The organism is Thalassolituus sp., from assembly GCF_034111725.1.
Classification (GTDB): domain Bacteria; phylum Pseudomonadota; class Gammaproteobacteria; order Pseudomonadales; family Oceanobacteraceae; genus Thalassolituus.
The window spans coordinates 1-21037 of the sequence record NZ_JAWUWR010000041.1; the positions used below are offsets into that span (position 1 = coordinate 1).

The 21037-nt window shown below is 46.9% G+C and carries 21 protein-coding genes; 13 read left to right on the forward strand and 8 right to left on the reverse strand.

The window, feature by feature from the left end:
- Positions 1–213, forward strand: a 213-nt coding sequence (locus tag UXZ23_RS05955) for a hypothetical protein (protein ID WP_320819709.1), incomplete at its 5' end; no start/stop codon positions are given.
- Here UXZ23_RS05955 and modC read toward each other — a convergent pair.
- The 4 genes from modC to UXZ23_RS05975 form a co-directional block, all read right to left on the reverse strand.
- Entirely contained in the window at positions 205–1305 is a 1101-nt protein-coding gene (gene modC / locus UXZ23_RS05960) for a molybdenum ABC transporter ATP-binding protein (protein ID WP_320819710.1), read from the reverse strand. The two genes, UXZ23_RS05955 and modC, sit on opposite strands and share 9 nt — an antisense overlap.
- A complete protein-coding gene (gene modB / locus UXZ23_RS05965) occupies positions 1295–1978 on the reverse strand; it encodes a molybdate ABC transporter permease subunit (protein WP_320819711.1) in 684 nt (227 codons plus the stop codon). Before modB ends, modC begins: the two co-directional genes overlap by 11 nt.
- 3 nt (positions 1979–1981) lie before the next feature.
- Positions 1982–2809, reverse strand: coding sequence for a molybdate ABC transporter substrate-binding protein (modA, locus tag UXZ23_RS05970; RefSeq protein WP_320819712.1), 828 nt, complete (start codon positions 2807–2809; stop codon positions 1982–1984).
- 78 nt (positions 2810–2887) lie between these two features.
- Positions 2888–3403: a hypothetical protein gene (locus UXZ23_RS05975; RefSeq protein WP_320819713.1), complete on the reverse strand. Its 516-nt coding sequence runs from the start codon at positions 3401–3403 to the stop codon at positions 2888–2890.
- A gap of 151 nt (positions 3404–3554) precedes the next feature.
- Between UXZ23_RS05975 and UXZ23_RS05980 the strand changes: the two genes are divergently transcribed.
- The gene (locus tag UXZ23_RS05980) at positions 3555–5072 is read left to right on the forward strand and encodes a protein adenylyltransferase SelO (protein WP_320819714.1); all 1518 of its coding nucleotides are present in this window, start codon (positions 3555–3557) and stop codon (positions 5070–5072) included.
- A 49-nt stretch (positions 5073–5121) separates the two neighbouring features.
- On the opposite strand, the gene UXZ23_RS05985 is transcribed toward UXZ23_RS05980, so the two are convergent.
- The 4 genes from UXZ23_RS05985 to UXZ23_RS06000 all read right to left on the reverse strand — a co-directional run bounded on the left by UXZ23_RS05985 (position 5122) and on the right by UXZ23_RS06000 (position 10168).
- On the reverse strand, positions 5122–6639 hold the full coding sequence (locus tag UXZ23_RS05985; protein ID WP_320819715.1) for an FMN-binding glutamate synthase family protein: 1518 nt from the start codon (positions 6637–6639) through the stop codon (positions 5122–5124).
- A 199-nt stretch (positions 6640–6838) separates the two neighbouring features.
- Positions 6839–7168, reverse strand: a complete 330-nt coding sequence (locus UXZ23_RS05990) for a hypothetical protein (RefSeq protein ID WP_320819716.1) — start codon at positions 7166–7168, stop codon at positions 6839–6841.
- Between the two features lie 299 nt (positions 7169–7467).
- A complete protein-coding gene (locus tag UXZ23_RS05995) occupies positions 7468–8379 on the reverse strand; it encodes a TIGR01777 family oxidoreductase (protein ID WP_320819717.1) in 912 nt (303 codons plus the stop codon).
- A 19-nt stretch (positions 8380–8398) separates the two neighbouring features.
- Positions 8399–10168, reverse strand: a complete 1770-nt coding sequence (locus tag UXZ23_RS06000) for an acyl-CoA dehydrogenase C-terminal domain-containing protein (protein ID WP_320819718.1) — start codon at positions 10166–10168, stop codon at positions 8399–8401.
- Positions 10169–10363: 195 nt separating this feature from the next.
- Here UXZ23_RS06000 and UXZ23_RS06005 point away from each other — a divergent pair, with 195 nt between their 5' ends.
- The 11 genes from UXZ23_RS06005 to UXZ23_RS06055 all read left to right on the forward strand — a co-directional run bounded on the left by UXZ23_RS06005 (position 10364) and on the right by UXZ23_RS06055 (position 21034).
- Positions 10364–11329, forward strand: coding sequence for an NAD(P)/FAD-dependent oxidoreductase (locus tag UXZ23_RS06005; protein ID WP_320819719.1), 966 nt, complete (start codon positions 10364–10366; stop codon positions 11327–11329).
- 30 nt (positions 11330–11359) lie between these two features.
- Positions 11360–11761: a CbiX/SirB N-terminal domain-containing protein gene (locus UXZ23_RS06010; protein ID WP_320819720.1), complete on the forward strand. Its 402-nt coding sequence runs from the start codon at positions 11360–11362 to the stop codon at positions 11759–11761.
- A gap of 380 nt (positions 11762–12141) precedes the next feature.
- Positions 12142–13146, forward strand: a complete 1005-nt coding sequence (locus UXZ23_RS06015; protein ID WP_320819721.1) for a DUF523 and DUF1722 domain-containing protein — start codon at positions 12142–12144, stop codon at positions 13144–13146.
- Positions 13143–14012: a MerR family transcriptional regulator gene (locus UXZ23_RS06020; protein WP_320819722.1), complete on the forward strand. Its 870-nt coding sequence runs from the start codon at positions 13143–13145 to the stop codon at positions 14010–14012. The genes UXZ23_RS06015 and UXZ23_RS06020 overlap by 4 nt, the downstream gene beginning before the upstream one ends.
- The gene (gene phrB / locus UXZ23_RS06025; protein ID WP_320819723.1) at positions 14009–15424 is read left to right on the forward strand and encodes a deoxyribodipyrimidine photo-lyase; all 1416 of its coding nucleotides are present in this window, start codon (positions 14009–14011) and stop codon (positions 15422–15424) included. The genes UXZ23_RS06020 and phrB overlap by 4 nt, the downstream gene beginning before the upstream one ends.
- Positions 15425–15450: 26 nt before the next feature.
- Positions 15451–16413 (forward strand): acyl-CoA desaturase, encoded by a 963-nt coding sequence (locus UXZ23_RS06030; RefSeq protein WP_320819724.1) that lies wholly within the window; start codon positions 15451–15453, stop codon positions 16411–16413.
- Positions 16413–16862 (forward strand): nuclear transport factor 2 family protein, encoded by a 450-nt coding sequence (locus UXZ23_RS06035; protein WP_320819725.1) that lies wholly within the window; start codon positions 16413–16415, stop codon positions 16860–16862. Before UXZ23_RS06030 ends, UXZ23_RS06035 begins: the two co-directional genes overlap by 1 nt.
- Positions 16859–17662 (forward strand): SDR family NAD(P)-dependent oxidoreductase, encoded by an 804-nt coding sequence (locus UXZ23_RS06040; protein WP_320819726.1) that lies wholly within the window; start codon positions 16859–16861, stop codon positions 17660–17662. The genes UXZ23_RS06035 and UXZ23_RS06040 overlap by 4 nt, the downstream gene beginning before the upstream one ends.
- On the forward strand, positions 17659–18921 hold the full coding sequence (locus UXZ23_RS06045) for an NAD(P)/FAD-dependent oxidoreductase (RefSeq protein WP_320819727.1): 1263 nt from the start codon (positions 17659–17661) through the stop codon (positions 18919–18921). Before UXZ23_RS06040 ends, UXZ23_RS06045 begins: the two co-directional genes overlap by 4 nt.
- Positions 18918–19784 (forward strand): DUF1365 domain-containing protein, encoded by an 867-nt coding sequence (locus UXZ23_RS06050; protein WP_320819728.1) that lies wholly within the window; start codon positions 18918–18920, stop codon positions 19782–19784. Before UXZ23_RS06045 ends, UXZ23_RS06050 begins: the two co-directional genes overlap by 4 nt.
- Entirely contained in the window at positions 19781–21034 is a 1254-nt protein-coding gene (locus UXZ23_RS06055; protein WP_320819729.1) for a cyclopropane-fatty-acyl-phospholipid synthase family protein, read from the forward strand. Before UXZ23_RS06050 ends, UXZ23_RS06055 begins: the two co-directional genes overlap by 4 nt.
- The last annotated feature ends 3 nt before the right edge of the window (positions 21035–21037 follow it).

Sequence of the window (21037 nt, forward strand, 5' to 3'; positions counted from 1 at the left end):
GAATTTAACGCTGCAATACGTCTAGCAAAGAGCAAAATAACGGAAGCGAAACAGGAAGGTGGCATGAGCAATTCAAGCTACCGAAATCAATCTCAATCTATTGCAATAAAACACGGATCGCGAAAACCATCGTCAAAAGCAACATCGAAGCGACAAACCGCTTCGAAAAAATCGAGAGTGAAAGTCGATAAAACACAGTTATCGCTATTTTAATAACGCCACAGACTTAATCTGTGTCCATAGCGTTTGGCCTTCAACAAGTGCAAGTTGCTGCAAGGATTTAGCCGTAATGCTCGCCATTAGGCGCTGCTCGCTGCGCGGTAAACGCAAACGCAAAAGCACTTCACCGCGCTCAGGTGGGAAAATACTTTCTAGCTCGCAAACAATGCAATTAACGATACTACTCGGCCCCGGCTCTGCAACCGCAACGCTAATGTCTCGCGCTAAAACTTGTATGCGCTGTGCTGTTGCTAGACGGCTATCTAAACCACGTAACCAAAATGGAGAGCCATCAACATCAATACGGGTTAGATAAAAATCTTCGTCGCGCACTGCAACTTGCCCTTGCAATACGCTCATAACATCATCGCCCAAAATAATAGGCTTATGAACTCGCATTAGGGTTGATGCTAATGGGCCGTCATCTAAAACCCGACCTGCTTGTAAAATCACAAGATGATCAGCCAGCCGCGCAATTTCATCCATGGCATGACTGACATATAAAATAGGTCCTGAAAATACCTTACCGACTTCCTCTAAATACGGCAGAATTTCTTGCTTACGTTCCATATCAAGTGCTGATAAAGGCTCGTCGAGTAATAGCACCTGCGGATTGGCAATTAATGCTCGAGCTAAGGCTACACGCTGACGTTCACCGCCCGATAATTGCTCAGGAGATTGCGCTAATAATGCGGTTATATCCAGCAACTTAATAATATGGGCTCGCGCCTGTGCGCCCAACGGTTCGCAGTTGCGACGACGACTGCGTTTAGCGGCGTAATCTATGTTTTCAGCAACGGTTAAATGCGGCAGTAAGCTCGACTCTTGAAAAACATAAGCCAACGGTCGCTGTTCGGTTTTGATACTCAGTTTAGAGCCTTGCAGCCATGTTTGATCGGCGAAGGAGATGCAATTATCTTCACCTTGGGCCTGCTCTAAACCGGCAATGCAGCGTAATAAGGTTGTTTTACCGGAACCAGATGACCCAGTAATCGCAATAATGCCCGAGGCCGGTAAGCTCAGATCTACATCCAATGTAAAACGACCTAAGGTATGTTTTATGCGCACACGAATATTAGCGTCCAAGTGCTAACCCCTTGCGATTAAATAACATCATGATCATTAATACGATGAACGAGAAAGCCAACATTAATGCCGATAACCAATGCGCTTGCCCATATTGTAGAGACTCTACGTGATCATAAATCTGCACAGATAGCACTTGAGTCTCGGCGGGAATATTACCGCCGATCATAAGCACAACGCCAAACTCCCCAACTGTATGCGCAAAACCTAAAACCGTGGCTGTGATGATACCGCGCCGCGACAAAGGTAATACGATGGTGAAAAATCTATCCCACGCTCCCGCCCCCAATGTTTTAGCAACTTCTAAAGGGCGTTCTCCAATCGCCTCCATTGCATTTTGAATGGGCTGCACAACGAAAGGGAGCGAATACAATACAGAGGCAATGACTAAACCAGAAAAAGTAAAAGGCAATAAGCCAATACCAAGTGCCGTGGTTAATTGGCCTAGAGGACCTTCTGGCCCCATAGCAATTAATAAATAAAACCCTAATACCGTGGGCGGTAAAATCAGTGGCAAGGTCACTAAGGCCGACACTGGCGTTTTGAATATCGACGACGTCCGTGCCAGCCACCATGCCAATGGCGTACCGATCAGCAATAGCAGAAACGTGACAACGCTGGCTAATTTCGCCGTTAACACAATCGCATCTACGTCATTGGGCGCTAACAACATAGATTATTGACTACCTTTTGCATCGACACTAACACTTCCATAACCAAAATTCTGAATCGTATTTTTTGCATATTCTGACTGCAGAAATTCTAAAAACTGCCCTGCTCCGCTGTCTTTCTTTGCTCTAACCAAGACTACGGCATCTTGTCGAATTGGAGCATAAAGGTTATTGGGCAAAAACCACACACTGCCCGTAGAAAGTGAATCACTCGCACCCGCAGCAATCACTTGAGCACGCGCTACAAAACCTAATTCAGCACTACCTGAGGCAACGAACTGAAATACCTGACCAATACTTTCGCCGAAAATGATTTTACTTTTGGTCGCCTCTGTTAAGTCCAGCGAAACCAATGCTTGTTCAGCCGCTAGGCCATAGGGCGCGAGCTTAGGGTTAGCTATCGCTAACTTACGAAAATTGCCTTGGCGTAGCGTTTGTTCTGCATCTATGTGCTGTTGCGAACTCCATAACGCCAACTCACCTACCGCATAAGTAAATTGGCTGCCGCTGACAGCCAATTCTAGTTCGACTAAGCGTTGCGGCTTATCTTGATCCGCAGAAAGAAAGACATCGAATGGAGCGCCATGCTGAATTTGAGCGAATAACTTCCCGGAAGACGCAATACTTAAACGCACAGGACGCCCTGTTTGCTGTTCAAATTCTGAGGCTAAGAGCTTGATCGGGGCGGAAAAATTTGTCGCAACTGCAATGGTAAGAGGAGCAGAATTATCGACCTGAGATTCGGCTAAGGCAGCAGCACTTAAGGTTAAACCTACCACCAGTAACAAACCGCTCGCAGCGCGCAAACATAAAGAAGAAAATATCTTTAACATCAAATATATTGGTCGCAAAAAAAGGGATGAAATAACTATACACACTTGTGCGTCCGAGATGTAGGCGCGAATAAAAGACTAAGGATATAATTGGACAATGCCGGTATGACCTTGGAAATCTCCGAGTATCCAAATTTGTTCGAATGGATGATCAACCGGTACTTCAATATTATGCTGAAGAGCGCGAATCTCATCGGTACTCCATGCCGGATGTGCATTGCGAATCAAAAGCCATAAGCGCTTGGTTTTGTAATGTTTACTCGCCTTACTCGCCAATATTCGATTCAGCGCGCTCAATAAACGAGAATGTGGATCGCTGACCGCCTGTAGTTGATGCAATTCGTAACGGGTTTGCTCACTCAGTTCTCGTCCTAATATCTGCATCGCTTCTTGTTCGCTGCCATATAAATGCGCAACTTCGATATCTAGACGTGCTCCTTCAAACCGGCAAGAAACATCGGGTTTAATTGGTTTGTTATGCCACAAATGACGAATTTGCTTGCCCGTATCATGCTCATACCAGCGCATAAATAGCTTGGCGGCTTGATGTTCGAGTTCAATTTTTTCTGCTTCACTATTTTGCTGCTGCGTCATACCCACGATCCGCCACGAATGCTTATTCACATTGGCAAGTTTCGGTTTAGCTGTAAAGCCCAGACCTCACCGCCCCCAGACTAGATGAAGACTGGACGCTGCCGGTGTTCGTCTCTATTCTCGTCGCTACACCCTTTTTCGGGACTTGCCTGTGTCAGCTTCTTTGAACATTCCATTTGTTAACATCTACGCCACATTGCCCAGCCAATTTTACGGTAGGGCAATGCCTACGCCGGTAACCAACCCTGCGCTGATTCAGTTCAACCACGACTTAGCGACTGAGCTTGGCATAGAACTTAACGACACGACTAATGATGAATTAGCACAACTGTTCAGTGGCAATCAGCTACCTGAGGGAGCCGACCCATTAGCAATGGCCTACAGTGGCCATCAGTTTGGTCAGTTAAATCCGCAGCTAGGCGATGGACGCGCCTTGTTACTCGGTGATGTTATCAACAGCGACGGGCAACGCCGTGATATTCAGCTGAAAGGCGCTGGGCGTACTCCCTACTCTCGTGGTGGTGATGGTCGCTCGCCGATTGGCCCTGTACTGCGTGAATACGTCATGTGCGAAGCCATGCATGCGCTAGGCGTACCGACTACCCGTGCTTTGGCGGCTATTAGCAGTGGCGAGTACGTAATACGCGAACAGCGCGAGCCAGGGGGCGTATTCACTCGCGTAGCCGCTAGCCATATCCGCGTCGGCACCTTTCAATATTTTGCCGTACGCCGCGATATCGACGGCCTTCGTACCTTGGCTGATCACGTATTAGCGCGTCATTATCCAGAGATTGACAATCAAGCCGACGACCGCTACTTGCAGCTTTTGACCGCAATTTGCCATAAACAGGCTGAGCTTATCGCCAACTGGATGCAGTTAGGCTTTATTCATGGCGTGATGAATACCGACAACATGACCGTGAGCGGTGAAACCATTGATTACGGCCCGTGTGCTTTTATGGATACGTACAAAGCCAGCACCGTTTATAGCTATATTGATCGCAATGGCCGCTATGCCTATCAAAACCAGCCAGCCATCGGTCAGTGGAACCTAGCTCGCTTAGCGGAAACCTTACTTAGCTTGATCGATGACGACGAAAAAACGGCCATTGCTCAGGTAACGGCAGTATTGCAAGACTTCGCCCTTTGGCAGCAACAAGCTTGGCTAAAGGCGATGCGTAAGAAACTGGGATTAGCGACAGAGCAAGAATCGGATCAGGTTTTAATTGAGTCGCTATTATCCGCTCTGACGACTGCGGAAATGGATTACACCCTATTCTTCCGCCGCTTATGTGATTTTGCGGAAAACCCTGAAGCCGCAGACACTAAGTTAGGAGTATTAACCTTAATCCACGCACCAGCATGCAGCGGCAGTAACGATACGGCGATCGAACACTGGTTAGACGAATGGCAAGCTCGCTGTCAGCACGAAACAAGCTCACCTAAAGAACAAGCTATTGCCATGCGTGCGGTCAACCCAGCCTATATTCCCCGCAATCATCGCGTGGCTGAGGTGATTAAAGCGGCAGAAGACAATAACGACTTCGAACCGTTTAAGCGCTTACTGCGGATTCTAGCTCACCCATACGCCGAGCAACCAGAATATTTGAGCTATCAGTTACCGCCCCAACCGGATGAAAAAGTGCTGCGCACTTTCTGCGGAACTTAAATCCGGTGAGTTGCTAACTTAAATCAAAAAAACTGCCGTTAGGCAGCACTTAGCTGCCTTCGGTAGACGGATGAAAACGATCCGTCCCGTACAATTCAGATAGCAAACGGGCTTCGCCATTCGGTTGCACCATGCGCGCATGGCGACGTTGCAATTCGCGCGGTTCATCCACACCACAAGAATGGGCAATAATGCCGATTTCTTGCTCTAAGGTCTTGGCAAAGTGTGCTACACGCTCGGCTTTATTTGCTGGAACCAAACCGCGCTGTAACTGTAGATCATGGGTCGTTATCCCCGTTGGGCAGGTATTTTTGTTACACTGCAAGGCCTGAATGCAACCCAACGCAAACATAAAACCACGCGCAGTAACGGCAAAATCAGCTCCTACACAAATCGCCCAGGCGACTTTATCGGGAGTTAACAATTTGCCCGATGCAATCACACGAATACGCGGACGCAAACCAAACTCGTCGAGCACATCCACCAGCATGGGTAAGGCTTGGCCTATGGGTAAGCCCATGTAATCAATTAACGATTGCGGCGCAGCACCTGTGCCACCTTCAGCACCATCAAGGGTAATAAAATCGGGCGCACTTTCTGCCCCACGTCGCTCTATTTCACGGCATAAATCGCGAATCCAATCGACATCACCCAGCACCGTTTTAAAACCCGTCGGTTTACCAGTAATAGCGCGCACTCGCGCCACCATGTCGAGGATATCGTCGACAGAACGAATTTCTGGGTGACCGTTCGGGCTAATAGAATCTTGCCCCTCGGGAATGCCGCGAATGGCCGCAATTTCTGCACTCACTTTAGCACCAGGCAAGATGCCGCCTTTACCCGGTTTTGCCCCTTGGCTCAGCTTAATTTCGAACATGCGCACACGCTCAATATGAGCGAGGTCTGCCAGCTTTTTTTCATCTAACTCGCCCATCTCATCGCGTACGCCATACTTAGCGGTACCAATTTGAAAAACGATGTCGCAACCGCCTTCCAAGTGAAAAGAAGACAAACCACCTTCGCCGGTATTCATCCAACAACCGGCTTTTTTAGCGCCTTTTGATAGCGCCAAAATAGCGGGCTTAGATAGCGCTCCGTAACTCATGCCAGAAATATTGACTAACGCACTGGTGGTAAACGGTGTACGGCATAGCTCGCCAATCGTCACCGCTCGGGAGAGGCAGCCGTCGTGTTTCAACGACGGAAATGGGCTATTCACAAACATGATAGTGCCGGGAATATCTAAGCGCCGAGTAGAGCCGAAGGCGACCGTGGTGCTTTCATTTTTAGCAGCCCGATAAACCCAGCCGCGCTCAGCGCGGTTGAATGGCATTTCTTCACGATCCATACCAAAAAAATACTGCCGGAAAAATTCACCAAGATGTTCAAAAAGATAACGAAAGCGCCCAATAACCGGAAAATTGCGGCGTACCGTATGCCGTGTTTGATGACGGTCGGTAATGTAGGCAACCACTATCCAACCAATGGTGCCGATGGTAACGATAGCCAGTATAGAAAGAATAACCAACATGCCATAAGCGGCGATGACGAAGACTTCATCGGTCATGGAACAAAACCTCTAGAAAATTAGGCTTCGAGCTTAGATGAGTTGGTTTTTAGAAGAAAGTCTCTTTCGACAGTTAAGTCGTATAAATGAGTAAATAAAAAAAGCAGCCTAAGCTGCTTTAAAAGTACATCGGGGTGCTGTTATCAGGGTGCGTACTCGTTAGCTTTAATACATCCGTTATTGAGGCTAATTATTCATATCATGCGGTCGGCGTAATATTCTTCACATTTTTTGCAGTGAAATAGCCAAAACCACCTTCAATATCGCCAACCTCAACGCGGTTAGGCGACAGTGGCGAACTCTTGATAGCTGCAATATAGAGGCCGTGACTTGCAACTAGGTTCTTGTCGACATCGTAAAAATGCGGCTGGGAAAATGAAAACGTCTTCCGCTCGCAACCACGTTCAAGGGTGAGAATGAGTTGCGCATCGGCTAGCTCAGTCGCACGAGAAAAATTCACGTAACTTACGCGATAACTCTGATCGAATTCGTATAAATACTGATCAAGTGTTTGACGGCTGATGCTCATGACTAAATTTACCTGTATCGGATGCTATCTTGATATCTTTAGGTTTAGCTGCCGAATCAGTAGTCCGCAATCGCCGATAACAGAAAACTACAGTAAAGTTTGAAACGTCATTTTTCCGTTTTTTTCGCTATTAATCAGTAGGTTAAAAACGCTTTGATATGCAGTAATGCAACGATAGTCAGGCGTCAATAAAATGGTTTGAAATTTACTGTTAACGTTCTGTAATATTTGCAACGGAAATACTTAGCGGGAAACCCCCTATGACGTCACGATCCGAGTGACCCTAAGCGGGCCGAAGCTTACCACACGCTGACAATGTCCTCGAGGGCACGGCCTAAATCGTCGTATTCATAACGAAAACCGGATTTTTGCAATTGCGCGGGAAGGGCTTGCTGCCCTTGCAGTAATAATTCGCTCATTTCACCAAACGCTAACTTGGCAACAAACGAGGGCATGGGGAAAAGTGTGGGTCGATGCAGTACTTTGCCAAGTACTTTAGTAAAGTCACGATTTGTCACTGGAATCGGTGCGGTCATATTGACCGCTCCATGGAGATCGCTGTCGCAGATATGATCAATAGCGCGGCAATAATCACGCAAGTGGATCCAAGACAGCATTTGCTGACCAGACCCGATAACGCCGCCCAAGCCCAATTGGAAGGGCAGCCACATGCGCTGCAACATACCGCCATTAGGGCCGAGAACTAAACCGGTACGCAAAATCACACTGCGTTTTGACAAGTCGGCCAATGGTTCTGCCGCCAACTCCCAATCCCTGCACAAGGTAGCGGAAAAATCGCTACCGGATAAGCTATCTTCCGTCACCAGCTGACGGCTGTCTCCGCCTGCAAAACCACCATAGAAACCTACAGCAGAACCCGTTAACACAAGACTGAAATGCTGATCCGTCGCCTGCGCCCAGTCAACCAACTGTTCGGTCAACTGAATGCGACTGCGTCGCAACGTCGCCTTGCGAGAATCCGACCAGCGTGCATCAGCGATGCCCTCTCCGGCAAGATTTACGAGACGATCATATTGACCTTCAAGCTGTGCTAGGTCGGAGGCAGTATTCACCATTCCCGACCAACGTTCTTGCGCCCAATGAGGACGGCGTGTCAGCACGGTAACATCGTGACCCTGTTGCCACCAACGTTCTACCAAGCGACTGCCTATAAACCCAGTGCCTCCGGTTACTAGTATCCGTTGCTTCACGACCGCCCCCTTGTTCACGCTAGAACTCTGCTACATCAAGTGCCATTAGGCTTTCCTTACCGGCTTCAATTTCCGTCAATAAAGATTCCGTTTGTGGTAACAGCTTAGACATAAAGAATTGAGCTGTCTTAATTTTGGCCTGATAGAAATGCGTTTCCGTTGATCCGGCAGCCAGTTGCTCGTGCGCAACTTTCGCCATGCGGCTCCAGAAATACGCAACGGTCGTTAGGGCAAACAAGCGCAGATACGGCGTTGCGGCGGCTCCGGCTTGTTCGCGGTCCATCATACCGTTTTGCATCAACCACATAGTAGCCTTCTGCAAGCGATCTTTGGCCTCTTTCAATTCCGTCAGGTGTGGGGCATCAGTATGGTCTTTCATGTACTGATCCAGCATTGCGAAGTAACGTTTCACCGGACGACCACCCGCAATCCCGAGCTTACGACCGACAAGATCCAGTGCCTGAATACCGTTAGTACCTTCGTAGATACGAGTGATGCGAGAATCACGCACATACTGCTCTAGTGGCCAATCTTGTGTGAAACCTGCACCCCCCATCAACTGCAAGCCGTCGTTCGCGCAGAAGAAACCTTCATCAGTTAAGAAAGCTTTCACCACTGGCGTTAATAGCTGCACCATGTCGTCTGCTTGCTCACGCTCTTCGGCTGTTTCAGCTTTGTGGGCAATATCCAGCTGCAAGTTAGTGAAGTACGCCATTGCACGACTGCCTTCGATAGTCGCCTTTTGACGCAACAACATGCGGCGAACATCAGGATGCACAATGATACTGTCAGCTGCTTTTTCTGGCTCTTGCGGGCCCGCTAAAGAACGCGACTGTAAACGATCTTTGGCGAATCCAAGCGATGTTTGGTAAGCCGCTTCAGCAATACCCAAGCCCTGCAAACCGACCATCAAACGCGCGCTGTTCATCATCACGAACATAGCCTGTAAGCCTTTGTTCGGCTCACCAATTAACCAACCTTTGGCTTGTTCAAAGTTCATTACGCAGGTAGCTGAACCTTTAATCCCCATTTTGTGCTCTAAACCACCACAAAAAGCTGGGTTGCGGCTGCCGTCTTCAAGAAATTTAGGCACCAAAAATAAAGAGATACCCTTAGCGCTGGCAGGCGCATCCGGCAATTTGGCTAATACTAGATGAATGATGTTATCCACCATGTCGTGTTCGCCACCAGTAATCCAGATTTTAGTACCGGAAACAGCATAAGACCCATCTGCTTGCGGCTCGGCTTTGGTGCGAATCAAACCTAAATCGGTACCACATTGCGGCTCGGTCAAGCACATAGTGCCGGTCCACTCGCCACTGATTAGGCGCGGTAAATAGGTTTCTTTGAGCTCGTCGGTACCATAACTTGTCAGAGCATTAATTGCCCCGTGGGTTAGGCCTGGGTACATACCTAGCGACAAATTAGCAGAACACACCATTTCTTCTGCCAAGGTATTCAATGTATGCGGTAAACCCTGACCACCGTACTCGACTGGCGACGCCAAAGCTGTCCAGCCTGCTTCAGCAAATTGCTTGTAGGCCTCTTTGAAACCTTTCGGCACTGTCACCAGTTTTGTTTCTGGGTCGTATTGGCAGCCTTCACGATCGCCAGATGCGTTCAATGGTGCAAGTACGTTTTCTGACAGCTTTGCCCCTTCAGTCAGCATGGCGTCCATAATTTCACGCGTTGCGTCTTCGTAGCCAGGTAACGCAGGCAAAATTTGGTCACCGTTTAAAACTTCGTACAGTACGAATTGCATATCTCGCAGTGGGGCTTTATAGCTCATAACGTTTCCTCTTAACTAATTGTGCTTGTGTTCTTGTAAAAGAACGCCAGCATTAACGGTTCAGTCTGTGTTAGGTGTGCATCATATTTTCTATACAACAGTTATACAACAATAAAATAAGTGATACAATATTTGCAATCATTCAGCGGATAAATTCCGCGATAAAACCTTGATAACTTGTACAAGAAGGTGTTTATGAAACGTATTGCAATTGTTGGTGCTGGAATGGCAGGCTTGAGCGCCCTCGGCGCTTTAACCAAACAAGGGCACGTCGTTACTCTATTTGACAAAAGCCGCGGTTCTGGCGGACGTATGGCGAGCAAAAAAGTGGGCAATGCGTCCTGGGATATGGGCGCACAGTTCATTCGCGCTCACGATGCTGATTTTATGAATACCTTACATCAGTGGCAAAGGCTAGGCTGGATTGGTGAGTGGGCAGCCAGCCCGCATGTGATCAACGCCAACGGCATTCATTTATCCGACGACAATATTACTCGCTACGTTGGTCTATCACGTATGACAGCACTCAGCCGCCAGCTACTAGCACCGGCAAATGAATTTATTCCAAGTACTCGCATTGTTAGCTGTCAGCGTACCGATAGTGAATGGTTACTCACTGACGAAAACGACCAACACTATGGGCCCTTTGATAGCTTGATTATCAATACACCACCGCAGCAGGCCTTACCATTATTGGAAAACAGCCATCTCGCCGCAGCGATCAATGATGTGGAGATGCTACCCTGCTGGACCTTACTACTGGCATTTCATGAGCGCATCGACACACCGGTTGATGCCGCCTTTGTACACGATAGCGCTATCGCTTGGCTAGCCAGAAACAACAGCAAACCACAACGCGATGCGGGCGAAACTTGGGTTATTCAAGCCAGTCACGCTTGGAGCAAAGAACAGGTGAACGCGCCAAGAGAAGATGTATTACAGACCTTAGAACAAGCCTTTTACTCCGCGTTAGGGGTGCAAGCTAATGTTGCCGTTGAGCACTGGCTGCACCGCTGGCTATATGCTGTACCCGCCAATCCACTGGGCGACGGCGCCTTATTCGATGCCGACAGAGAGTTGGCGGTTTGTGGTGATTGGTGCCAGCACGGTACACTCGAAGGCGCTTGGCTGAGCGGTCAGCAAGCCGCCTCTTATTTTTAAACAATGACATTGCGACAACGGAAAGCCTTTATGACTACGCCAACAAAAGCAGTTGCCACCATCTTACTCGCCCACGGGAGTAGTGATGCCAATTGGCTAGCACCGTTCGATCAGCTACTCGCGCACATTCGCAGTGGTTTGGATAGCGAGCGTGTTGAGTTAGCCTACATGGAGCTAGCAGAGCCATCACTGCAACACCAAGTAGCGAGCCTAGCAGCCGCTGGTTTCACCCGCATCGATATATTGCCATTATTTTTTGCAGCCGGTCGCCATCTTCGTAAAGACGTACCGGCCATGTTAGAGCAACAACAAAGCGAACTTGAACAACAAGGCTACGACATAGAAATATCACTTCACAGCCCTGTAGGACTAGAGCCAGAAGTTGCTAACGCCATCAGCAACATTGTAATTCGCCGCATCAGCACGCAGTAATTTCCACTCGTACTCGTGCACCAGCACAATGAGTACTTTGCCGCTGTCATCTTCCCCGAAGCAGCGGCTTTTTTCATCCCTCGCCAGATTCTACTCCACACCAAGTCATCGTTAACGAGAGCAATTCCTCTTATTAAAACGACTCCGTTTGGCCACTTATCGGTCAAGACCAACTATGCTAAATCAAACTTATTAAGGTTCTCCTAATAGCAACCCTTAGGCCGAAGATGCCTACCTTAATACATAACAAACCTAACGTTGTACTCTTGGCTGAAATAAAGTTATACAAAATAGAAAAAAATTGTACAAAATAGTTTGACTTGTAGAAGGCTCAAAGGCCAGAATGAAGTTATACAAAACTCGATGCAGGAGTTATACAAATGACACAAGCGAATCAGTTCAATTCAGCAAAAAGCAGCAACGGCTCTGATCTTATCCCCGTAGGAATCAGTGCTTGCCTGATGGGTGACCCTGTCCGCTTTAATGGTGGCCACAAACGCTCGCGTTTTTGTACTGATGTGCTGAGCAAATATTTCAGTTTCGTTAGCATTTGCCCCGAAGTTGCTATCGGCATGAGCACTCCCCGCGAACCCATTCGCTTAGTCAGCGCGGATGCCAACGACGACACGGTCCGCGCCTTAGGTACTGACAATCCAGAATTAGATGTTACCGATGCATTGGCGGAATATGGCCGGATGCAAGGCCAGCAGCAAACGCAGCTTTGCGGCTACATCTTTATGCAAAAAAGCCCAAGCTGTGGTGTATTTGGCGTTAAACGTTACCTAGCCAATGGCCATCCTGAAGGCACTACCGCTGGTATCTATGCCAGCCATTTCCAAGCGCAAAATCCATTGCTACCGGTTGAGGAAGCTGGACGTCTAAATGACGCTGCTCTGCGCGAAAATTTTATGGTGCGCGTTTTTACTTATCGCGAATGGCAGCTATTCAAGGCCACGCCTGTGACGGCGGCGCGTCTGATCGATTTTCACTCGCGCTATAAATATTTAGTGATGGCGCATAGCTCAGTCCACTACAAATCAATGGGACACTTGTTGTCGAATTTAGCCAGCCAAGATATCGCCTCAATTGCCGATGAATATTTTACTCAGCTAATGACAGCTCTGGCGAAACCGGCAAGCCGTAAGATGCACACCAACACCCTGATGCACCTGCAGGGTTATTTAAAAATGTTTTTAACAGCGGGTGATAAAAAAGAATTAGAAGAACTGATTCATCAATATCGCCTAGGTATCGTGCCTTTAGTGGTTCCTCTGACCTTGTTAAAACATCATTTGCTACACCATGAGGGTGCGAATAATTACGCCCGCCAGCAGGTTTACTTGAATCCACATCCGTATGAGCTAGGTTTGCGGAACAGCCTATGAACCGCCTAGAAAACCTACCGACCTATCCTATTCGTGAGTTTGCGCGGCTCACTGGGGTTAACCCAGTGACCTTGCGCGCTTGGGAACGGCGTTACGGTATTATTCAGCCAATGCGTACAGAAAAAGGGCATCGTTTCTATACCGATACACATGTAGAACGTGTGAATAATATTTTATATTGGCTAGAAAAAGGCTATCCGGTTCGCCAAGTTAAATTACTGCTTAGTGATTCGGTGCCGACCATTCCGGCTAATAGCGATGACTGGCAACAGCAGCAAAATGACATGCTTATGGCCGTTACACACCTAAATAGCCAAAAACTTGATGATTTGTGGAATAGTGGCTTAGCCAGTTACCCGATGGCCGTTTATTACGAACGATGTTTGTTACCGGTATTGGAAGTTTTACGCGCCGATTACAGCCAACCTTTATTTGTGCAGGCGTTCGAGCACATGCTCGCACGCAAACTCGCGGGACTGATTCAAAGTCAGCATCGCCATAATGACGGCCCCACTCTGCTTATGGCCACAAACCATGCGGATGCCGAGCTTAATTTGCTCGCCAGTAGTTATGCTTTGGGCGCTGCAGCCTTTCGTGTCGAATATTTTGGCCACTGTTTAACACCAACTGACATCCAAATCGCTAGCCAGATCGTATCTAGTTCATGGGTATGGATTCACTTCCATCCAGGTAACAACGATCAGGTGCAACCTTGGATCGAATTTGCCCAACAACATGAACGCACAGTATTTGTTTCAGGAGCGGTTCCAGTAGCGCTTTCAGCCAGTGAACAAACCATACGCTTACCAGAACAGACCGCTAAGCAGGTACAAATGTTTATTACAACTCTTGGAGGTCAAGCATGACTCGGCTTGTATGGTTTCGCACGGATTTGCGCATACACGATAATCCAGCACTGACTCATGCCTGTCGTGATCAAGATGACGACGTTTTCGCAATCGTCTTTAACACTCCTGAGCAATGGCAACAGCACGGCCTCGGCCCGCGTAAAATCAATTTAATGCAAGCGGCGATGATGGAGCTAAAACAGCAGCTGGTTCATCTTAATATTCCTCTAGCGATTGTTACCGTCGCGAGCTTTGACGATTGTGTTACTTACCTACAACAATGTCTCGACTCACACCAAATTAGCGAACTGGCATTTAACTTGGAATATGAAGTAAACGAACGCAAACGTGATATCACCGTCGGTCGCTGGTGTCAGGATCAAGGCATCGTCGTTAATAAATTTCATGATCAGTGCTTACTTCCACCGGGATCGGTAAAGACGCAACAAGATGAACCTTATCGAGTATTTACGCCCTTTAAGAAAGCTTGGCTTAACATAGTAAATAATCAGTTTGCTGCTCCACTATCGGCACCAACAGCACGCCAGAACAGTAGTAAAGCTATAGGATTACTACAAGATCACTCTGACATTGCGACCCTAGTCGATGATCTTTGGCCAACAAATGAAGACAGTGCGCATAATCAACTCAATACGTTTTTAGACGAAGATGTCCTGCGTTATCACGAGCAGCGCGATTTACCCGATGCCGATGCCACGAGTAGAGTATCGTATTACTTATCTACAGGTTTGTTATCGCCACGCCAATGTTTATACAGCGCTTGGTTAAAAAACGCCTGCCTTTTAAATGGCGGTGAAAACGGCATTGATACTTGGATTAATGAACTTATTTGGCGCGAGTTCTACCGTCATTTACTGGTTGCCTATCCTAGCCTTTGTAAAAATAAAGCCTTTAAACCACATACAGAGCATGTCCCGTGGCGCAACTGCGAAAAAGACTTCAACGCTTGGTGCGAAGGTAAAACAGGCTACCCCATTATTGACGCGGCAATGCAACAACTGCGGCATCAAGGTTGGATGCATAATCGCCTGCGTATGATTACCGCCATGTTTTTAACCAAGCACCTACTAATTGATTGGCGTATGGGCGAAGCATTTTTTAATGAATATTTGGTGGATGCGGATCTAGCGTCAAACAATGGTGGTTGGCAATGGAGCGCGTCTACCGGCGCGGATGGCGCACCTTATTTCAGGATTTTTAATCCAACTACGCAGTCTGAACGTTTTGATAAGAACGGCTATTTTTTAGTTCGTTATTTACCGGAACTTACCCGTTTACCGAGTAAATCACGGCATGCACCTAGTGCGGCAGAACGTAAACTATGCGGCTATCCAGCGCCGATAGTCGATCATAAAATGGCGCGCCAAAGAGCCTTGGACGCTTTCAAAAATACATTAGAAGTTGCTTAAGGCAACGTGCAATAAGGGAAGTGATTATGAACAAACAATTACAGAAACGATCACTGTGGAAGAACGTACAGCGCTGGATCGACTCCAGCACAGATAACGACGAACCGATGACAAGCACTGAGTTTAACTGGGTACGCACCATGCCATTTATTATTTTGCACTTGGCTTGCTTCGGCGTACTCGTTACTGGCGTTAGCACCACTGCAGTAGTGGTCTGCCTAGCACTATTTTGGCTGCGTTTATTTGCTATTACGGCATTCTATCACCGCTACTTCTCTCATAGATCCTATAAAACTAGCCGCCCTGCACAGTTTATTTTCGCCCTACTTGGCAACATGTCTGCGCAGCGTGGGCCACTTTGGTGGGCCGCACACCATCGTGCACATCATCAACATGCCGATACTGATGATGACCTTCACTCGCCTGTAAAACGCGGTTTTTGGTGGAGCCATGCTGGCTGGTTTACGTGTGATGCGAGTTTCAAAACACAAATGCACCGTATTAAAGATTTCGCTAAATACCCAGAGTTACGTTGGTTAGATCGCTACGATATCTTTGCTCCTATGTTGTTATTAGCACTTCTATTCGTTGCTGGTGAGCTGTTGGCGGCCTATGCTCCGGCTCTTGAAACTAACGGACTGCAGCTCATTGTCTGGGGATTTGTAATATCCACCGTCATCTTATTCCATTCTACTGTGACTATTAATTCCCTTGGTCATATCTGGGGGAAAAAGCGTTTTAACAACAAAGATGAAAGCCGCAATAACGCCGTACTGGCTTTACTCACGCTGGGAGAGGGCTGGCACAATAATCATCACCGCTGGGCCGTGTCAGCACGACAAGGCTTCTACTGGTACGAAATAGATATTACTTACGGCATTCTCAAAGTAATGAGTTGGATGGGTATTGTTTGGGATTTAAGCCCAGTGCCCGCTCATGTATTAGAAGAAGGTCGTCTCGCTAATACTAATCGCAAGGATCCAAAGTAATGATGCCTGAAACGGAAGCCTTGTCGCGCCACGAAAGATTTCAGCAACTGTATCGAAATCTTTCAGCGAGCACAGTGAATAAAGAATCGCTGGCACAATGCTACCACCCAGACATTCAGTTCCAAGACCCCTTTCATCAAGTCAGTGGTTTGGATGTACTTACTCAGTATTTTGCCGCTATGTATGAAAATGTTAGCTATATCCATTTTGAATTTCATCGTAGTTGGCAGCAAGACAACACCAGCTTTATTCGTTGGACCATGAGTTACCGCCACCCAAAACTTTATGCTGGCAAGCAGGTCATTCGTGTTGAAGGTGGTAGTGAACTGATTTGGCGCGACGATTTAATTATTGATCATCGAGATTTTTTCGATGGTGGCAACATGCTGTATGAACACCTACCGGTCTTTGGCTGGGCCATCCGCAAACTCAAGGAGAGAATGCTATGACTCATAAACATCAAGCTCTGCCGATGGCCGAGCAAGTTATTTGGCTTATTGGCGCGTCTTCAGGCATTGGTGCAGCTCTGGTTAGTGAATTACAAAAAAACTGTAAAGCCCTGATCATCAGTGCTCGTAACGAAGATAAGCTACAAGAAGTTGCTACTGGTTTTCATAATGTCAGCATTATTCCTGTTGATATTACTCAACCGAGTACGTTGGCCCAAGCAGCTCAACAGCTCACAGATCGGTTTGGTCACATAGATACGTTAGTGGCTAATGCAGGCACCGCGGAATACGTTGATGTTAATCATTTCGATGCGGCTTTAATTCGTCGTGTGCATGAAACTAATTTTATGGGATTGGTAAACTGTGTTGAAGCAGCCTTGCCATTACTGCGTAAAAGTCAATCTGGTTACATCGTAGGCGTCAGCAGCAGCGTTGCTTATCTACCCATGCCGCGCGCTCAAGCCTACGGCAGTAGTAAAGCTGCAGTCAGCCATTTTTTAGAAGCCATGCGTGCTGACCTAGTGCATTTAGGCATGGACGTATCCATCGTGTGTCCTGGTTTCGTAAAAACACCGTTAACCGATAAGAACGACTTTCCTATGCCGATGCGTATCAGTGCCGAGGATGCTGCTCTCTATATGGTGAAAGGCATGAAAAAGCGTCAATTCGAAATTCATTTCCCTAAACGTTTTAGCTATTTACTTAAATTAATCGGAAATTTACCCGATTTTTTACGACTTCGTATTACCGCCAGTATGTCGCGTGCTGGCACTCCAGATAACAAGGATTCACAGTCATGAAAAAACGTATCGCCGTGATAGGCTCCGGTGTTGCCGGTTTAACCTGTGCATATTTATTGCGCGAGCGTTACGACGTTCATCTGTATGAAGCAAATGATTATCTGGGCGGCCACACTCAAACTACCGATGTCGAAATGGACGGTAAAATTTTTCCGGTAAATACTGGCTTTATTGTCTTTAACGATTGGACCTATCCGAATTTCATCAAATTGATGGATCAACTTGGCGTTGCCAGTGAAGATTCGGATATGAGCTTTAGTGTTAAATGCGAGCGCAGTGGGCTTGAGTATAATGGTCACTCTTTTGACTCGCTTTTTGCGCAGCGCAGCAATATTTTACGTCCGCGCTTCTGGTTTATGATCCGTGACATTCTACGTTTTAATAAAGAAACGCGCGCGGAATTAAATGCTGGAACATTAAGCGAAACTGAAACTCTTGGCAGCTATTTAGATCGCAAAAAATATAGTGATTGGTTTCGTCGCTTTTACATTATTCCAATGGGTGCTGCGGTTTGGTCTTCTAGCGAAGCTATGATGATGGAATTTCCACTTTACTTCTTTGTGCGTTTCTTCAATAACCACGGTATGTTAAGTGTCGATGATCGCCCGCAATGGCGCGTTATTAGTCGTGGTTCACGTAGCTATGTTGAAAAAATTCAGTCCTCTCTATCAGCCGCTCAAATTTACTTAAAAACGCCTGTGCTCGGAATTACTCGCGATGCCGATGGCGTAACCATCACCTCTAGGCGTGGCAACGAGCGCTTTGAAGAAATTATTCTTGCTTGCCACAGCGATCAAGCATTAGCCATGTTGAAAGATCCAAGCTCGCAAGAGCAAGATATTTTAAGTGCTATTCCGTACAAGATGAATGATGTTGTACTGCATACCGACCATAGTATCTTACCGGTTCATCAAAAAGCGTGGGCCGCCTGGAACTATCATATTGGCCAACAAGATCAAGATACTGTTGCGGTGACTTACTATATGAACCGTCTGCAAAATTTCCCCGAAGACGGCACCCATTTTTGCGTTACCTTAAATAAGACTGCCGACATTGATCCAAACAAAATCATCCGCCAATTCCGCTACGCACATCCTGTATTTACCCTGAAAGGAATGGCCGCACAAGAGCAACATGGCGATATTAGCGGTAAAAATCGTACGCATTATTGTGGCGCCTATTGGTTCAATGGTTTTCATGAAGACGGCGTGCGCAGTGCCTTACGCGTAACTCACGAATTGGGAGTCGACTTAGTATGAGCTACCTCAGCAGTGCTATTTATACCGGTTGGGTTCGACATCGGCGCTTCTCGCCGGTCAAGAACCTATTGCGCTATAAAGCATTTATGGTGTGGTTGAACTTAGATGAAGTTGATGACGTGATGCGACTCCATCCCTTCTGGTCGGCGAAGCGCTGGGCACTAGCACAATTTAAGCGCTCAGATTTTTATCGTGGCAGTGAGTATGGGCGCGGTCAAACCGCCGAGGATTTAAAACGCTGTGTGCGCCAAGCGTTTATGCGAGAAACTGGGCACCGCGTTGACACCGTTTGTTTACTGACCAATTTGCGCTACTTTGGTTATGCCATTAATCCGGTTAGTTTTTATTACGGTTACGATGCGAGCGGAAAATTACTAGGCATTTTGTCTGAGATCACTAACACCCCGTGGAATGAGCGCTTTCATTACACCCTGACAAGTAGCGCTGACAGCGGCGAACGCGGCATAGCGCCGCAACGTACTCATATAAGCGGCGACAATACCCGCTTCGAATACCGCTTTGATAAGGTCTTCCATGTGTCGCCCTTTAATCCATTAAAAATGGAATATCGTTGGGTTATGCCGAACCCTAACGACAATCTATTAATACACATGGATACCTTCAATGAAGGCAATAAAGATTTCGATGCCACCATGTCGATGCAACGTCAGCCAATGACCGCAGCAATGATGAGCAAGGTACTAAGACAGTTCCCGCTAATGACGTTAAAAGTTGTTTGGGGCATATATGTCAATGCTTTACGCCTTTGGTTAAAGAAGGCGCCCTTTTATTCGCACCCTGAAAACTCACCTGAAGATGACTTAAAACAAAATTTAGATACACGACAGGAGTATCCACGATGAAAACGCTCACTCTTTCGCACGATCGCATGCACTGGTTGGACAAAATTTGTCGTGGTGCCTTATTAAAGACATTGTCACGGCTACACACAGGTAGCTTACTGCTGCGCGAAGGTAATAATCGCATTGAATTTGGCGATAGCGGCCAAGTCGATATCAAGGCCGAACTAATTATTAATGACTACGAAGCCTATCGCAGTATTGCCTTAAATGGCAGCGTAGGTGCGGGTGAGTCTTACATGACTGGCGATTGGAGTAGCCCGGATTTACCCAAGCTCATACAAGTGTTGTCGCTTAATAAAGATGTAGTCGATAGCATTGATAGTGGCTTAGCCAACGTCGGGAAAATTGCTTTAAAAGCACTGCATTTTCTCAACAAAAACACCGAGAAGGGTTCGCGCCGCAACATTGCCGCTCATTATGACTTAGGCAATGATATGTTCGAATTATTTCTTGATCCAACCATGATGTACTCCAGCGGTATATTTCCAAGCGATACCGCCACAATGGAAGAAGCTTCAATTTACAAGCTCGATCGTATTTGCCAAAAACTGCAATTACAGCCAAATGATCATCTAGTAGAAATTGGTACTGGATGGGGTTCAATGGCTATTCATGCCGCTAAGCATTACGGCTGTGAAGTGACAACCACGACGATATCTGAAGAACAATATGCACTAGCAGAAAAGCGGATTGCCGAAGAAGGCTTGCAAGATCGCATTCATTTATTGAAAAGCGATTACCGTGCTTTGGAAGGAAAATTCGATAAATTAGTCTCCATTGAAATGATCGAAGCGGTTGGTCACCAATATCTAGATACCTATATCAGCACTATTAGTCGTCTATTAAAAGACGATGGTATTGCTTTACTACAAGCCATCACCATTGACGATCAACGCTATGAAGAAGCTAAAGATAGCGTTGACTTTATTAAACGTTATATCTTCCCAGGCAGTTTTATTCCGTGCATTACTGCCATTCAGAATTCGTTTACCCGTAGCTCTGACATGAAAATGATTCACATGGAAGATATTACTCCGCACTATGCTCGTACCTTAGCGGCATGGCGCGAACGCTTCCTAAAAAACCAAGATGCCATTAAAGCACTAGGATACGACGATACATTCATTCGTCTTTGGGATTTTTACTTTGCCTATTGCGAAGGTGGTTTTGCCGAGCGAGTGATTGGTGATGTGCAAGTGATATTTGCCAAGCCCATGAACCGTCGCACACCCATTTTAGGCAGCTTTTAGTAG

Coding starts and splice junctions, on each gene's coding strand:
- modB (WP_320819711.1), bottom strand. CDS start 1,978: ATGTTGTTAGCGCCCAATGACGTAGATGCGATTGTGTTAACGGCGAAA.
- modA (WP_320819712.1), bottom strand. CDS start 2,809: ATGTTAAAGATATTTTCTTCTTTATGTTTGCGCGCTGCGAGCGGTTTG.
- UXZ23_RS05975 (WP_320819713.1), bottom strand. CDS start 3,403: ATGACGCAGCAGCAAAATAGTGAAGCAGAAAAAATTGAACTCGAACAT.
- UXZ23_RS05985 (WP_320819715.1), bottom strand. CDS start 6,639: ATGACCGATGAAGTCTTCGTCATCGCCGCTTATGGCATGTTGGTTATT.
- UXZ23_RS05990 (WP_320819716.1), bottom strand. CDS start 7,168: ATGAGCATCAGCCGTCAAACACTTGATCAGTATTTATACGAATTCGAT.
- UXZ23_RS06000 (WP_320819718.1), bottom strand. CDS start 10,168: ATGAGCTATAAAGCCCCACTGCGAGATATGCAATTCGTACTGTACGAA.
- UXZ23_RS06005 (WP_320819719.1), top strand. CDS start 10,364: ATGAAACGTATTGCAATTGTTGGTGCTGGAATGGCAGGCTTGAGCGCC.
- UXZ23_RS06010 (WP_320819720.1), top strand. CDS start 11,360: ATGACTACGCCAACAAAAGCAGTTGCCACCATCTTACTCGCCCACGGG.
- UXZ23_RS06015 (WP_320819721.1), top strand. CDS start 12,142: ATGACACAAGCGAATCAGTTCAATTCAGCAAAAAGCAGCAACGGCTCT.
- UXZ23_RS06020 (WP_320819722.1), top strand. CDS start 13,143: ATGAACCGCCTAGAAAACCTACCGACCTATCCTATTCGTGAGTTTGCG.
- phrB (WP_320819723.1), top strand. CDS start 14,009: ATGACTCGGCTTGTATGGTTTCGCACGGATTTGCGCATACACGATAAT.
- UXZ23_RS06030 (WP_320819724.1), top strand. CDS start 15,451: ATGAACAAACAATTACAGAAACGATCACTGTGGAAGAACGTACAGCGC.
- UXZ23_RS06035 (WP_320819725.1), top strand. CDS start 16,413: ATGATGCCTGAAACGGAAGCCTTGTCGCGCCACGAAAGATTTCAGCAA.
- UXZ23_RS06040 (WP_320819726.1), top strand. CDS start 16,859: ATGACTCATAAACATCAAGCTCTGCCGATGGCCGAGCAAGTTATTTGG.
- UXZ23_RS06045 (WP_320819727.1), top strand. CDS start 17,659: ATGAAAAAACGTATCGCCGTGATAGGCTCCGGTGTTGCCGGTTTAACC.
- UXZ23_RS06050 (WP_320819728.1), top strand. CDS start 18,918: ATGAGCTACCTCAGCAGTGCTATTTATACCGGTTGGGTTCGACATCGG.
- UXZ23_RS06055 (WP_320819729.1), top strand. CDS start 19,781: ATGAAAACGCTCACTCTTTCGCACGATCGCATGCACTGGTTGGACAAA.